This window comes from Providencia sp. 2.29 (genome assembly GCF_015832305.1).
GTDB classification, from domain to species: Bacteria; Pseudomonadota; Gammaproteobacteria; order Enterobacterales; family Enterobacteriaceae; genus Providencia; species Providencia stuartii.
Genome location: NZ_CP065420.1, coordinates 3454267 through 3469337, shown reverse-complemented (window position 1 = coordinate 3469337; position 15071 = coordinate 3454267). Strand labels below are relative to the sequence as shown.

Annotated in this window: 11 protein-coding genes; 10 read left to right on the top strand and 1 reads right to left on the bottom strand. The window is 43.9% G+C overall.

Going from position 1 to position 15071, the window contains the following annotated elements:
• The first annotated feature begins 78 nt into the window (after positions 1 to 78).
• Positions 79 to 843: an AraC family transcriptional regulator gene (locus tag I3B46_RS16380; RefSeq protein WP_004917746.1), complete on the top strand. Its 765-nt coding sequence runs from the start codon at positions 79 to 81 to the stop codon at positions 841 to 843.
• Positions 844 to 914: 71 nt separating this feature from the next.
• Here I3B46_RS16380 and I3B46_RS16375 read toward each other — a convergent pair whose 3' ends face one another.
• Complete coding sequence (locus tag I3B46_RS16375; protein WP_004917748.1) at positions 915 to 2201, bottom strand: citrate synthase; 1287 nt, start codon at positions 2199 to 2201, stop codon at positions 915 to 917.
• Positions 2202 to 2816: 615 nt separating this feature from the next.
• Here I3B46_RS16375 and sdhC point away from each other — a divergent pair.
• The 9 genes from sdhC (at position 2817) to cydA (ending at position 15069) form a co-directional block, all read left to right on the top strand.
• On the top strand, positions 2817 to 3206 hold the full coding sequence (sdhC, locus tag I3B46_RS16370) for a succinate dehydrogenase cytochrome b556 subunit (RefSeq protein ID WP_004917750.1): 390 nt from the start codon (positions 2817 to 2819) through the stop codon (positions 3204 to 3206).
• Positions 3200 to 3544, top strand: coding sequence for a succinate dehydrogenase membrane anchor subunit (gene sdhD / locus I3B46_RS16365; RefSeq protein WP_004917752.1), 345 nt, complete (start codon positions 3200 to 3202; stop codon positions 3542 to 3544). Before sdhC ends, sdhD begins: the two co-directional genes overlap by 7 nt.
• A complete protein-coding gene (gene sdhA / locus I3B46_RS16360; RefSeq protein ID WP_004917753.1) occupies positions 3545 to 5311 on the top strand; it encodes a succinate dehydrogenase flavoprotein subunit in 1767 nt (588 codons plus the stop codon).
• Positions 5312 to 5346: 35 nt separating this feature from the next.
• Positions 5347 to 6063: a succinate dehydrogenase iron-sulfur subunit gene (locus I3B46_RS16355; protein WP_004917754.1), complete on the top strand. Its 717-nt coding sequence runs from the start codon at positions 5347 to 5349 to the stop codon at positions 6061 to 6063.
• A 302-nt stretch (positions 6064 to 6365) separates the two neighbouring features.
• Complete coding sequence (gene sucA, locus I3B46_RS16350) at positions 6366 to 9173, top strand: 2-oxoglutarate dehydrogenase E1 component (protein ID WP_004917756.1); 2808 nt, start codon at positions 6366 to 6368, stop codon at positions 9171 to 9173.
• 14 nt (positions 9174 to 9187) lie between these two features.
• Positions 9188 to 10402, top strand: coding sequence for a 2-oxoglutarate dehydrogenase complex dihydrolipoyllysine-residue succinyltransferase (odhB, locus tag I3B46_RS16345; RefSeq protein WP_004917758.1), 1215 nt, complete (start codon positions 9188 to 9190; stop codon positions 10400 to 10402).
• A 134-nt stretch (positions 10403 to 10536) separates the two neighbouring features.
• Positions 10537 to 11703, top strand: a complete 1167-nt coding sequence (gene sucC / locus I3B46_RS16340) for an ADP-forming succinate--CoA ligase subunit beta (protein WP_004917759.1) — start codon at positions 10537 to 10539, stop codon at positions 11701 to 11703.
• Positions 11703 to 12575, top strand: a complete 873-nt coding sequence (gene sucD / locus I3B46_RS16335) for a succinate--CoA ligase subunit alpha (protein WP_004917763.1) — start codon at positions 11703 to 11705, stop codon at positions 12573 to 12575. Before sucC ends, sucD begins: the two co-directional genes overlap by 1 nt.
• Positions 12576 to 13500: 925 nt before the next feature.
• Positions 13501 to 15069: a cytochrome ubiquinol oxidase subunit I gene (gene cydA, locus I3B46_RS16330; protein ID WP_004917765.1), complete on the top strand. Its 1569-nt coding sequence runs from the start codon at positions 13501 to 13503 to the stop codon at positions 15067 to 15069.
• Positions 15070 to 15071: the final 2 nt, after the last annotated feature.

The following is a 15071-nucleotide window of genomic DNA, read 5'->3' as shown; positions in this document are numbered from 1 at the left end:
GATGGCGAGCAGTTTAGTTGTATTTTTACTGTCTTATTACAATAATAAAGACAATAAATATCAAAAATAGGACATGTTATGGCATGGCTTAATCAGCAAGATAAGTTTGAGACACATTGGTATCAAGCTCCGATATTAGGGATTGCAGCGGAGATGGGGCAACACGACTCAGGCTTTCATGCTCACGATATGGGGCAATTACTGTTTACGCAGCAAGGTTGTATCCGTATTTCATTGGAAAACCGCTTATCATTACTCCCTCCTGGTAGAGTGGCTTGGATCCCCGCACAGGTTGTTCATCGTGCGCAAATGCGGGCGTCTGTTGGCTATCGCTCCGTTTATCTAAGCCAACAGTTTGCTCAGCAAATTGGTAGTGAAGTCATGGTGTTAACGGTAACACCGCTATTGAGAGAGCTTCTTGAACGTATTGCTATTGCACCTTTTGATAGCCAGTGGCAAACAGGGCGGTTAGCCAATTTATTACCTGTGTTTATCGATGAATTGCAAAATGCGAGTAAAGAGCCGATGTTTATCGCTATACCGCAAGATCGCAGACTGAAACATGTCAATATGGAGCAGCTTCCTCCACCATTAGTCGCGCTGGCCCAAACTGTTGGAGCAAGTGAAAAAACGATTACACGTATTTTTTTGCGTGAAACAGGCATGAGTTATCAGGTTTGGCGCCAACAATGGCGTTTTATAAAGGCTGTAGAGCTTCTTGCTCAAGGGAAGCCCTACCATTTTATCACTCAAGAATTAGGGCTAACGAGTGATAGCGCATTTATTAGTTTTTTTAAAAAAATGAGTGGTGTTACACCAAAAGAATACCAATCAACTAGCTAAATCATGCGATAGAAAAGCCCCGATTTTCGGGGCTTTGGTATGTAGGGAATCGAATCGTTTTAGTAAGAATATTATTTTTTTGATAGGTTAGAGTTAAACTCACGTTTCCCGTAGCCAGTATATAGCTGGCGAGGACGTGCGATTTTCAGACCATCATCATGCATTTCGTTCCAGTGTGCAATCCAGCCGATAGTCCGTGCAATAGCAAAGATCACGGTGAACATAGATGATGGAATACCCATTGCTTTCAGGATGATACCTGAATAGAAGTCAACGTTAGGATACAGTTTTTTCTCAATGAAGTATGGGTCGTTTAGTGCAATACGCTCCAGTTCCATCGCCACTTCGAGTAGGCTATCGTTCAGGCCAAGCTCATTTAGAACTTCATGGCAGGTTTCACGCATAACAGTCGCGCGTGGGTCATGGTTTTTATAAACACGGTGACCAAAGCCCATCAGACGGAAAGAGTCATTTTTATCTTTCGCACGCTCAATAAATGCTGGAATGTGTTCAACAGTTTGGATCTCTTCCAACATACGTAGACAAGCTTCGTTAGCACCACCATGAGCAGGTCCCCATAGCGAAGCGATACCCGCAGCAATACATGCAAATGGGTTTGCACCGGAAGAGCCAGCAGTACGTACGGTTGACGTTGAAGCGTTTTGTTCGTGGTCGGCGTGTAGGATTAAAATACGATCCATTGCGCGCTCAAGCACTGGGTTAACCACATACTCTTCACATGGTGTAGAGAACATCATGTACAAGAAATTACCTGCATAAGACAGGTCATTACGAGGGTAGACGAAAGGTTGACCGATGGAGTACTTGTAGCACATCGCCGCAACCGTTGGCATCTTAGACAGCAGACGATACGCGGTGATTTCACGGTGGCGAGGGTTGTTAACATCCAGCGCATCGTGATAGAAGGCTGCTAGCGCACCTGTCACACCACACAATACTGCCATAGGGTGTGAGTCGCGGCGGAAGCCTGTAAGCATACGGGTAATTTGCTCATGGATCATGGTATGGCGAGTTACCGTATTCTTAAAGGTATTGTATTGTTCTTGCGTTGGCGCTTCGCCGTATAACAGGATGTAGCAAACCTCTAAGTAAGAGGCTTCGGTTGCCAATTGGTCAATTGGAAAACCGCGGTGCAGCAGAATGCCTTTATCACCATCAATGTAAGTGATTTTTGATTCACATGAAGCAGTAGAGGTAAATCCAGGGTCGTAGGTGAAATACCCTTTTGAACCTAAAGTTCGGACATCGATAACGTCTTGACCGAGAGTTGGGGTTAGAATGTCTAGTTCAATTGTACTTGCACTCTCAGTCGTTAGCTTAGCTTTGTTATCAGCCATTTACGGTCTCCTTAGCGCTTGATAATCAACACCCAACAACCAGAACTCAGCGTTATACTGCGTCTTTACACATTGTTCTACCGGTGTGTTGTGGAAATCAGCTAGCTATCACATTAAATCCTGAAATCTGACTACCGATGACAATGTCTTTTAGGTTGTTTACGAGTGTGTAGATGTTATGTTCTTTTTGTTGTTTTCCCTACAATATCATTATTTTTAGTAAGGGAAACTAGTTTCATAACTTTTCAGTTTTCTTTCACGCCGATTGAGATATTGGCGACGTTCAGATAATTCTACCAGCCATATATGTAAGATAAATGTTGAATCATTGTCAAATAAGATAAGCACATTTATATAAAATGTTTAAATCGTGATCCCTCTCACTGTTCGGGCTAAATGTCACCAAACATTTTGTGTGGGAATTGTAATAGCAATGTGAAGACTTTATACTGGCAGCAGGTCTCCGGATTACCCTGATGTAGGAGTTCCAGCGTAATCAGTATGCAACTCTACTTGAACATGATGGACTAACGTTTAGCTTAAGTTGCATTTTGTACCCCTGTCGCTGTCCATTTCCGCCCCAGGTCCGGAGGAAGGAAAATAATAAAGAGCTGTGTGGGCAAAATTGTGAAAAAACAAAGACCTGTCAATCTTGATCTGCAGACGATCCACTTCCCGATCACTGCAATCTCTTCGATCTTGCACCGTGTCTCTGGCGTCATTACTTTCATCGCAGTTGGTATTCTGCTTTGGTTGTTAGGGACATCTCTCTCCTCTCCAGAAGGCTTTCAATACGTATCCGAAATAATGACCGGCTTTTTTGCTAAGTTCATTCTTTGGGGAATTCTAACAGCATTGGCTTACCACATTTGTGGTGGTATTCGTCATATGCTGATGGACTTCGGCTGGGTTGATGAAACACTAGCCGCAGGTAACTCATCTGCAAAAATCACGTTTGTTATTACTGTCGTTCTGGCAATTCTGGCGGGGATATTAGTATGGTAAGTAATGCTTCAGCTTTAGGCCGCACTGGTATTCAGGACTGGCTGTTAATCCGTGGTTCAGCGATCGTTATCGTACTCTACGTACTGTATCTTGTTGGCTTTATTGCCATCAACGATATCACTTATGAAACATGGCGTGGTTTCTTCGCATCTTCTGTGACGAAAGTATTTACTATCCTCACATTGTTCTCGATTTTAGTGCATGCCTGGATTGGTTTATGGCAGGTGCTCACTGACTATGTTAAGCCATTGGCACTACGTTTAGTGTTGCAGCTTGTTATTGTTGTTGCGCTGCTGGCTTACTTAATTTACGGAACAATTGTGGTGTGGGGTGCATAAATGAATCTGCCAATAAGAGAATTTGACGCTATCGTTATCGGTGCAGGTGGCGCAGGTATGCGCGCTGCATTGCAAATTTCGCAACTTGGCTTATCTTGCGCCTTGTTGTCAAAAGTTTTTCCAACCCGTTCTCATACGGTATCAGCGCAAGGTGGTATCACTGTTGCACTAGGTAACACTCACCCAGATAACTGGGAGTGGCACATGTATGACACCGTAAAAGGGTCTGACTATATCGGTGACCAAGATGCCATCGAATACATGTGTAAAACGGGTCCAGAAGCGATTCTTGAATTAGAACATATGGGCTTACCATTCTCTCGTTTGGACGACGGTCGTATTTATCAGCGTCCATTCGGTGGTCAGTCTAAAAACTTCGGTGGTGAGCAAGCGGCTCGTACCGCTGCTGCTGCTGACCGTACTGGTCATGCTCTGTTGCATACGTTGTATCAACAAAACCTGAAAAACCACACCACTATTTTTTCTGAGTGGTATGCCCTTGATTTAGTTAAAAACCAAGATGGCGATATCGTTGGTTGTACGGCAATTTGTATGGAAACTGGCGAGCTAGTTTACTTCAAAGCTAAAGCAACGATCCTTGCAACAGGTGGTGCAGGCCGCATCTATCAATCCACAACAAACGCTCACATCAATACGGGTGACGGTGTTGGTATGGCTGCCCGTGCGGGTGTGCCACTACAAGATATGGAAATGTGGCAATTCCACCCAACAGGTATCGCAGGTGCAGGGGTTCTGGTAACAGAAGGCTGCCGTGGTGAAGGTGGATACCTATTGAATAAAGACGGCGAGCGTTTCATGGAGCGTTATGCGCCTAACGCGAAAGACCTTGCTGGTCGTGACGTTGTTGCTCGTTCAATTATGATTGAAATCCGTGAAGGTCGTGGCTGTGATGGCCCTTGGGGACCTCACGCGAAATTGAAATTGGACCACTTGGGTAAAGAAGTTCTGGAATCACGCCTACCGGGTATTCTTGAGTTATCTCGTACCTTTGCTCACGTTGACCCAATCAAAGAGCCAATCCCAGTTATCCCAACGTGTCACTATATGATGGGCGGTATCCCAACTAAGGTTACAGGTCAAGCGATTCGTTATAACGAAAAAGGCGAGGATGAAGTCATTCCAGGTCTGTTCGCTGTGGGTGAAATTGCGTGTGTATCTGTACACGGTGCTAACCGCCTTGGTGGTAACTCATTGCTCGACTTAGTGGTATTTGGTCGTTCTGCGGGTCTACACCTGAAAGAGTCACTGATGGAGCAAGGTTCAATGCGTGAAGCATCTGAATCTGACATTGATGCTGCAATGGCTCGCTTTAACCGCTGGGAAAATGCACGTACGGGTGAAGATCCTGTTGAAATCCGTAAAGCGCTGCAAACCTGCATGCAACATAACTTCTCGGTATTCCGTGAAGGTGATGCAATGGCGAAAGGTTTAGAAGAGCTGAAAGTTATCCGCGAGCGTTTGAAAAATGCACGTCTTGATGACACATCGACCGAGTTCAACACTCAACGTATTGAATGTTTAGAGCTGGATAACTTGATGGAAACAGCTTATGCAACAGCACAAGCTGCAAACTTCCGTACTGAAAGTCGCGGAGCGCATAGCCGTTTCGACTATCCAGATCGTGATGACGTTAATTGGCTGTGTCACTCATTGTATTTACCGCAATCTGAAACGATGACGCGTCGTGAAGTGAACATGCAACCTAAGTTGCGTGAACCCTTCCCGCCGAAAGTACGTACTTATTAATGCGTGGTGTTAATCCAGTTGCGGAGAAATGAACTATGAAACTTGAATTTTCGATTTATCGCTATAATCCGGACGTAGATAACGCGCCACGTATGCAAGATTACACGCTCGAAGTGCCTGAAGGGCGTGACATGATGTTGCTGGATGCGTTGATCCAACTGAAAGAGAAAGATCCAACATTGTCATTCCGTCGTTCTTGCCGTGAAGGTGTATGTGGCTCTGACGGCGTTAACATGAATGGTAAAAATGGTCTGGCTTGTATCACACCCCTGTCTGCGTTGACTCGTAGCGGAAAGAAAATTGTGATCCGTCCATTACCAGGTCTGCCTGTTATTCGTGACCTGATTATCGACATGAGCCAGTTCTATACTCAATACGAAAAAATTCGTCCGTATCTTATTAATGATAATAAGAACCCACCGGCGCGTGAGAATTTACAGTCACCGGCACAGCGTGAAAAACTCGATGGATTATATGAGTGTATTTTGTGTGCATGTTGCTCAACTTCTTGCCCATCGTTCTGGTGGAACCCGGACAAATTTATTGGTCCAGCAGGTCTTTTAGCTGCATACAGGTTCCTAATTGATAGTAGAGATACTGAAACAGATGCTCGATTAGATGATCTGAACGACGCTTTTAGTGTTTTCCGCTGTCATAGCATCATGAATTGTGTCAATGTATGTCCTAAAGGACTAAATCCAACGAAAGCTATCGGGCATATTAAATCTATGTTACTAAAACATAGTGCATAAAACCGATTTAACCTGCGGTACGAAAGTACCGTAGGTTATTAAATAGTAAAAAGTAAAAGCAAAAAAGTGAAAGTAATAAGCCAAACTGCAAATGATGAAGACGCGAGCAAACTCGAGGAACCTTTAAAAACTGCAGTCAGTTTTTAAAGGTTCCTTAAAAGGGGAGCCCGGAGTGATAAAGGGAAACCCAAAGTGAGAACATGCATAAAGCACGTCCAGAAGAACCTTTATCGAGGCCGCTTAAACGCGGCAATTAGTTAACCACGGCGAAAACTAAAGCTGTAAAAGCTTAAGGGATCACAATGCAGAACGGCGTAATGAAGGACTGGCTGGATTCGAGCTTTCTGGCAGGCGCGAACCAGACTTACATAGAACAACTCTATGAAGATTATCTAACTGACCCCAATTCTGTTGATGCTGGCTGGAGAGAAATCTTCCAGCAACTGCCTGGAGCAGGCACCAACGCTGAGCAATTCCACTCACAAGCACGCGAATATTTCCGTCGCTTAGCAAAAGACTCGACTCGTTATCATACCTCTGTTAGCGATCCTGCAATCGACGCAAAACAAGTAAAAGTTTTGCAGTTGATTAACGCATTCCGCTTCCGCGGGCATCAAAATGCAAATCTTGACCCATTAGGTTTATGGAAACGTGAATCTGTTCCCGATTTAGATCCAGCATTCCATAATCTAACGAAAGAAGATTTCGACGAAACATTCAATGTGGGTTCTTTTGCGATTGGCAAAGAGACCATGAAACTTAGCGACCTGTATGATGCACTGAAACGTATTTATTGCGGTTCTATTGGTGCTGAATACATGCATATCACAAATACTGAGGAAAAACGCTGGATCCAGCAACGCCTCGAGTCTGTGAATGTCGCTGAGCAATTTACGAAAGAAGAAAAACGTCGCTTCTTAGCTGAATTAACAGCAGCAGAAGGGCTAGAGCGTTATTTAGGCGCTAAATTCCCAGGTGCAAAACGTTTCTCATTGGAAGGTGGTGATTCACTGATCCCAATGCTGAAAGATTTGATTCACCATGCGGGTAAACAAGATACGCGTGAAGTTGTACTAGGTATGGCTCACCGTGGTCGTCTTAACGTTCTTATCAACATTTTAGGTAAAAAACCGGCTGAACTATTCGATGAGTTCGCAGGTAAACACAAAGACCACTCAAGTGCTGGTGACGTTAAATATCACCAAGGCTTCTCTTCTGATTTCCAAACCGAAGGCTCACGTGTTCACTTAGCATTGGCATTTAACCCATCTCACCTTGAGATAGTTAGCCCAGTTGTTATTGGCTCTGTCCGTGCTCGTCGTGATCGTCTTGATGAAGGCCGTAGCAATATGGTGCTACCAATCACCATCCATGGTGACTCTGCGGTAGCAGGCCAAGGCGTTGTTCAAGAAACACTGAACATGTCTCAAGCGCGTGGTTATGAAGTTGGTGGTACTGTACGTATCGTCATTAACAACCAAATCGGTTTCACAACGTCTAACCCGAAAGATACTCGTTCAACAGAGTATTGTACTGACATCGCGAAGATGGTCCAAGCACCTATCTTCCACGTGAACGCTGATGATCCAGAAGCGGTAGCATTTGTCACTCGCTTAGCATTAGATTTCCGTAATACCTTTAAACGTGATGTGATGATTGACCTCGTTTGTTATCGTCGTCATGGTCATAACGAAGCTGATGAGCCAAATGCAACTCAGCCAATTATGTATCAAAAAATCAAAAAACATCCGACCCCACGTAAAATCTATGCTGACCGTCTAATTGAAAGTGGTGTTGTGACTGCTGATGAAGTCACTGAGATGGTTAATTTGTACCGTGACGCGCTAGATAGAGGCGACTGTGTCGTTGAAGAGTGGCGTGAAATGGGGCTACATTCTTATACATGGGAACCGTACCTGAACCATGAATGGAATGAAGAATACAAATCCACATTTGATTTAAAACGCTTGCAAGAGCTTGCGGTTAAAACCAGTACTATCCCTGCTGAAGTTGTCACTCAGTCTCGTGTTGAGAAAATTTACTCTGACCGTGCTGAAATGGCAAAAGGCGAAAAACCTCTTGATTGGGGTGCAGCAGAAACATTGGCATATGCAACCTTGGTTGATGAAGGTATTCCTGTTCGTCTATCTGGTGAAGATGCTGGCCGTGGTACGTTCTTCCACCGTCATGCTGTTGTTCATAATCAAACGAACGGTTCAGTATATGTACCGCTGCAAAATATCCATAACGGGCAAGGCGTGTTTAATGTTTGGGACTCAGTTCTGACAGAAAACGCGGTGTTGGCATTCGAATATGGCTACGCGACGACAGAACCACGCGCTCTGACGATTTGGGAAGCTCAATTTGGTGACTTCGCAAACTGTGCGCAAGTGGTTATCGACCAATTTATTAGCTCAGGTGAGCAAAAATGGGGTCGTATGTGTGGCTTGGTAATGCTTTTACCACACGGTTATGAAGGCCAAGGCCCAGAGCACTCCTCTGCACGTTTAGAGCGTTATCTGCAACTGTGCGCAGACCAAAACATGCAAGTGTGTGTGCCGTCAACGCCTGCTCAGGTTTATCACATGTTACGCCGTCAGGCACTACGCGATATGCGTCGTCCTCTGATTGTGATGTCACCTAAATCACTGCTGCGTCATCCATTAGCGGTATCAAGCATGGAAGAGCTGGCGAATGGTAAATTCCTGCCAGTAATCGGTGAAATAGATGAAATCAATCCGAAAAACGTGAAACGCGTCATTCTGTGTTCAGGTAAAGTTTATTACGATCTGTTAGAACAGCGTCGTAAGAATGAACAAACAGATGTTGCTATCGTGCGTATTGAGCAGCTATATCCGTTCCCACACGAAGATATTCAGCAAGCGCTGGCGCAATATGCGCATGTTAAGGATTTCGTATGGTGTCAAGAAGAGCCATTGAACCAAGGCGCTTGGTATTGCAGCCAACACAACTTCCGTGAAGCTATCCCTGCAGGGGCGACTTTACGTTATGCAGGTCGTGCTGCTTCTTCATCTCCAGCAGTTGGTTATACGTCCGTTCACCAAGAGCAGCAACAAGCTCTGGTTAATGACGCGTTGAACATTGAATAATTAAAGGATAGAAAATGAGTAGTGTAGAAATTCTTGTTCCAGATCTTCCTGAATCCGTTGCTGATGCTACGGTTGCCACATGGCATAAAAAACCAGGTGATAGCGTTGAACGTGACGAAGTGCTGGTTGAAATCGAAACGGATAAAGTTGTACTAGAAGTTCCTGCAAGTGAAGCGGGTGTACTAGAAGCTATCGTTGAAGACGAAGGTGCAACAGTGTTATCTAAACAACTGTTAGGCCGTATTCGTTTGGGTGATAGCACTGGCATGCCAGCGGATGTGAAACCTGCTCAAGAAGCTGCACCTGCACAACGTCAAACGGCGAGCTTGGAAGAAGAGAGCAATGATGCACTGTCTCCAGCGATCCGTCGCTTAGTTGCAGAGCATGATCTTAACCCAGCAGATATTAAAGGCACGGGTGTTGGTGGTCGTCTGACTCGCGAAGATGTTGAAAAACATTTAGCAGCGAACAAATCAGCGCCTGCTGCTAAAGCACAAGCACCTGCTGCTCCACAAGCGCCACTGGCACATCGTAGCGAAAAACGTGTACCAATGACACGTCTGCGTAAACGTATTGCTGAGCGTCTGTTGGAAGCGAAAAACAGCACTGCGATGTTAACAACCTTTAACGAAGTTAACATGCAGCCAATCAAAGATCTGCGTAAGCAATATGGTGAAGCGTTCGAAAAACGTCACGGTGTGCGTTTAGGCTTTATGTCTTTCTACATTAAAGCAGCGGTCGAAGCACTGAAACGTTATCCAGAAGTGAATGCTTCTATTGACGGTACAGATGTGGTTTACCACAACTATTTCGACATCAGTATTGCGGTATCGACACCTCGTGGTCTGGTAACACCAGTATTGCGTGACGTTGATGCGATGAGCATGGCTGATATCGAGAAGACAATTAAAGAACTGGCTGTTAAAGGTCGCGACGGTAAATTAACGGTTGAAGACTTAACTGGTGGTAACTTCACTATCACTAATGGCGGCGTATTTGGTTCTCTCATGTCCACACCTATCATTAACCCACCACAAAGTGCAATCTTAGGCATGCATGCTATTAAAGATCGCCCTATGGCGGTTAATGGTAAGGTCGAAATTCTTCCAATGATGTACCTTGCATTATCTTATGACCACCGCCTAATTGATGGTAAAGAGTCAGTTGGCTTCTTAGTGGCTATCAAAGATATGCTGGAAGATCCAACTCGTTTACTGCTGGACGTATAGCAACATAACAGGGCAGGGGCATACCTGTCCGGTCTGAAGTAACCGATGCAACCGGCTCCCGCCGGTTGCTAAATCAGTAACAATTGCAGGAGGCGAATAAACGCCTCTTCAGACTCAATTATGGATAGAACATCATGAATTTACACGAGTATCAGGCAAAACAGCTTTTTACACGCTACGGTTTGCCAGCACCAACGGGTTATGCCTGCTCATCAGCAGATGAAGCTGTAGAAGCGGCTAAAAAAATCGGAAACGGCCCATGGGTTGTTAAATGCCAAGTTCACGCAGGTGGACGTGGTAAAGCTGGCGGCGTTAAAGTCACAAGCAATATCAACGATATCAAAGAATTTGCTGAAAAATGGTTAGGTAAAAACCTTGTTACTTACCAAACAGATGCAAATGGTCAGCCTGTTAACCAAATCCTTGTTGAACATGCGACAGATATTGCTAAAGAGCTGTATTTGGGTGCAGTAGTTGACCGTGGCACACGTCGTGTTGTGTTTATGGCTTCTACCGAAGGTGGTGTTGAGATTGAGAAAGTTGCTGAAGAAACGCCAGAACTGATCCACAAAGCAGTTATCGACCCATTAACAGGTCCTATGCCTTTCCAAGGCCGTGAATTAGCATTTAAATTAGGCTTAACGGGTAAACAAGTTAGCCAATTCGCTAAGATCTTCATGGGCCTAGCGACTATGTTCTTAGAGCGTGACCTTGCTCTAATCGAAGTCAACCCATTAGTTATCAATACTGAAGGCGACCTAGTTTGTTTGGATGGTAAATTAGGTGTTGATAGCAACGCACTATATCGCCAAGCAGAAATGCGTGAAATGCATGACCCATCTCAAGAAGATGCACGCGAAGCACAAGCTGCACAGTGGGAACTGAACTATGTTGCACTTGATGGCAACATCGGTTGTATGGTTAACGGTGCAGGTCTTGCAATGGGAACCATGGATATCGTTAAACTGCACGGCGGTGCACCAGCTAACTTCTTAGACGTTGGTGGTGGCGCAACTAAAGAACGCGTAACTGAAGCATTTAAAATTATCCTTTCAGATAAGAGCGTTAAAGCTGTTTTCGTTAACATTTTTGGTGGTATCGTTCGCTGTGACCTGATTGCAGACGGCATCATTGGTGCAGTAGAAGAAGTTGGCGTGAATGTACCAGTAGTGGTTCGTTTAGAAGGTAACAATGCAGAGTTAGGTGCGAAGAAACTGGCTGATAGCGGTCTGAATATTATCGCAGCAAACAGCCTGACGGATGCAGCTAAGAAAGCAGTAGCAGCGGCGGAGGCCAAATAATGTCTATTTTAATCGATAAAAACACCAAAGTAATTTGCCAAGGTTTCACTGGCGGTCAAGGTACTTTCCACTCCGAACAAGCGATTGCTTACGGTACTAAAATGGTTGGTGGTGTGACTCCGGGTAAAGGTGGCACAACTCACTTAGGCCTACCTGTATTTAATACTGTTCGTGAAGCTGTAGAAGCGACAGGCGCAACCGCTTCTGTTATCTATGTTCCAGCACCATTTTGTAAAGATTCTATCTTAGAAGCAATTGATGCGGGCATTAAACTGATTATCACTATTACTGAAGGTATCCCAACGCTGGATATGCTGACTGTGAAAGTGAAATTAGATGAAGCTGGCGTACGCATGATCGGTCCAAACTGCCCAGGTGTTATCACGCCGGGTGAATGTAAAATTGGTATCCAACCAGGTCATATCCATATGCCAGGTAAAGTCGGTATCGTTTCACGTTCAGGTACGCTGACTTATGAAGCGGTAAAACAAACGACAGATGCAGGTCTTGGCCAATCAACTTGTGTTGGTATCGGTGGTGACCCAATCCCAGGTTCAAACTTCATTGACATCCTGAAGATGTTCCAAGAAGACCCACAAACCGAAGCAATCGTCATGATCGGTGAAATTGGTGGTAACGCAGAAGAAGAAGCGGCTGCTTACATCAAAGAGCACGTAACTAAGCCAGTTGTTGGTTACATTGCAGGTGTAACAGCGCCTAAAGGTAAGCGTATGGGCCACGCTGGTGCGATTATCGCTGGCGGTAAAGGTACAGCTGACGAGAAATTTGCTGCATTAGAAGCTGCGGGCGTGAAAACAGTACGTAGCTTGGCAGACATTGGCGATGCTGTGAAATCAATGTTGGCAAAATAAGCTCTCGCTTAGCATAAACATTTAAAACAGTGAGGCTCGTATTCCAAAAGAATACGGGCCTTTTTTGTTGTGCGTGGCGCGCTAGACACAGAGGGATAACACAGGTGCTGTTATCGATAAATTAGCGGATTATCGCAGTGTGGATACGTGAGATGGAGTGTCGTACTCTTTTTGGCGGCCTAGTTTTTTTAGATTTAATTGTACTATGCAACTACCCTTTAACGGGTTCCAATTATCGCCGTTTGACGGTTATTTATACTGCTTAAATGTTGTACTCTAGTCTTAAGTTGGGTGTTTTTCACTCAATGTGATTAAATATACTACTAAAGTGCCATTTTTAATAACGGATGCTTAGTCTTAATTAATAAATCTAAAATAGTCAAATAAGCAGAGATTATTTAGTAATTAATAAAATTCATAATAAAAACCAAATAGGCTAATATTATAAATTAAATTATCTTTTTATGAAGTTTTAAATAAAAAGTTAATTTTTTAGGCTCTCTTTTAGAAAATTAAGAATATTTGTACTATTATCAATAACAGACAATTAACATTTAAATAACCATTAATTGATGATAAGGATAATCGCTTAACAACAATCAAAAAAGTTGACGCAAATCAATTCATTAGTACTAGCATTATTTTTATAATTTGCTTAAATTGGTGTGCGATCAAATACTCATTTTTCTATTATAGGGTATAATTATTGATATATATTCAGAATTCAAATCTGAATCACGCAAAAGAAGTTTATTGTATGTGAAGATAAGCGTACTATTATTATAGTGTCGTTAGAGTTTTTGATTTTGTTAATTATTTGTTGTTTTGAGGCATTTTTTGCTGGTAGTTAAGAGGCTTTCTTTAATTGTATTGGAAGCTGGGTTGCCGCAAGTCGGTGTCTTCCTGCTAGGAGCAAGGAGTCAAGATGTTTGATATTGTCGAACTGTCAAGATTACAGTTTGCCTTAACTGCGATGTATCACTTCCTGTTCGTACCACTAACGCTTGGTATGGCGTTTTTGCTTGCGATCATGGAAACGGTATATGTGCTGTCTGGTAAGCAAATTTATAAAGATATGACTAAATTCTGGGGCAAGTTATTTGGTATTAACTTTGCTCTAGGTGTTGCCACTGGTTTGACTATGGAGTTCCAATTCGGGACTAACTGGTCTTACTATGCCCACTATGTTGGAGATATCTTCGGTGCACCACTGGCAATCGAAGGTTTGATGGCATTCTTCCTTGAATCAACGTTTGTTGGTTTGTTCTTCTTTGGTTGGGATCGCTTAAGCAAAACTCAACACCTTGCGGTGACTTGGTTAGTTGCTTTAGGTTCTAACTTCTCTGCGCTGTGGATCCTCGTTGCGAACGGTTGGATGCAAAACCCTATCGCTGCAGACTTTAACTTCGAAACAATGCGTATGGAAATGGTCAGCTTCTCTGAGCTGGTCCTGAACCCTGTTGCACAAGTTAAATTCGTTCACACAGTTGCTGCTGGTTATTGTACTGGTGCGATGTTTGTTCTGGGTATCAGCTCTTACTATATGCTTAAGGGCCGTGACCTTGCGTTTGCTAAACGTTCATTTGCAATCGCTGCAAGCTTCGGTATTGCCGCTGTACTATCTGTTATCGTTCTTGGTGATGAATCAGGCTACGAAATGGGTGACGTGCAGAAGACCAAGTTAGCCGCGGTAGAAGCTGAGTGGGAAACGCATGCTCCACCTGCAGCGTTTAACCTGATCGCTTGGCCTGACACCGAAAAAATGGAAAACAAATTTGCAATTGAAATTCCATGGGTGATGGGTCTTATCACAACGCGTTCACTGGATACACCAGTTCTAGGTCTGAAAGATCTGATGAAGCAACACGAAGTTCGTATTCGTAACGGTATGATTGCATACGGTGAGTTACAACAACTTCTTGCGGGTAATAAAGACCCTGAGTTGCGTAAATCTTTCGAAGCGAACAAGAAAGATTTAGGTTATGGTCTTCTGCTGAAACAATACGCACCAAATATTGTTGATGCAACAGAAGCACAGATCCAAAAAGCGGTTAAAGATAGTATCCCGAATGTAGGTCCATTGTTCTGGGCATTCCGTATCATGGTTGGCGTAGGCTTCCTGCTGCTGATTATCATCGGTCTATCCTTCCTGTCAGTGGTACGCAACCGTATTGGTCAAAACAAATGGTTACTACGTACCGCATTGTTCGGTATTCCATTACCGTGGATTGCGATTGAATCAGGCTGGTTCGTTGCAGAATATGGTCGTCAGCCGTGGGCTATCGGTGAGGTTCTCCCTGTTTCCGTTGCACACTCAAACTTGACAACCCATGATCTGATTTTCTCTCTAGCTCTGATCTGTGGTCTGTATACACTGTTCTTAATTGCTGAATTGTTCCTGATGTTCAAATTCGCTCGTAAAGGGCCAAGCAGCCTGAAAACTGGCCGCTACCACTTTGAACAGAAAAACAACTCTGCACAAGACGTTCAGTAAAC

Coding starts and splice junctions, on each gene's coding strand:
- sucC (WP_004917759.1), top strand. CDS start 10,537: ATGAATTTACACGAGTATCAGGCAAAACAGCTTTTTACACGCTACGGT.
- sdhA (WP_004917753.1), top strand. CDS start 3,545: ATGAATCTGCCAATAAGAGAATTTGACGCTATCGTTATCGGTGCAGGT.
- cydA (WP_004917765.1), top strand. CDS start 13,501: ATGTTTGATATTGTCGAACTGTCAAGATTACAGTTTGCCTTAACTGCG.
- sucA (WP_004917756.1), top strand. CDS start 6,366: ATGCAGAACGGCGTAATGAAGGACTGGCTGGATTCGAGCTTTCTGGCA.
- sucD (WP_004917763.1), top strand. CDS start 11,703: ATGTCTATTTTAATCGATAAAAACACCAAAGTAATTTGCCAAGGTTTC.
- I3B46_RS16380 (WP_004917746.1), top strand. CDS start 79: ATGGCATGGCTTAATCAGCAAGATAAGTTTGAGACACATTGGTATCAA.
- I3B46_RS16375 (WP_004917748.1), bottom strand. CDS start 2,201: ATGGCTGATAACAAAGCTAAGCTAACGACTGAGAGTGCAAGTACAATT.
- I3B46_RS16355 (WP_004917754.1), top strand. CDS start 5,347: ATGAAACTTGAATTTTCGATTTATCGCTATAATCCGGACGTAGATAAC.
- odhB (WP_004917758.1), top strand. CDS start 9,188: ATGAGTAGTGTAGAAATTCTTGTTCCAGATCTTCCTGAATCCGTTGCT.
- sdhD (WP_004917752.1), top strand. CDS start 3,200: ATGGTAAGTAATGCTTCAGCTTTAGGCCGCACTGGTATTCAGGACTGG.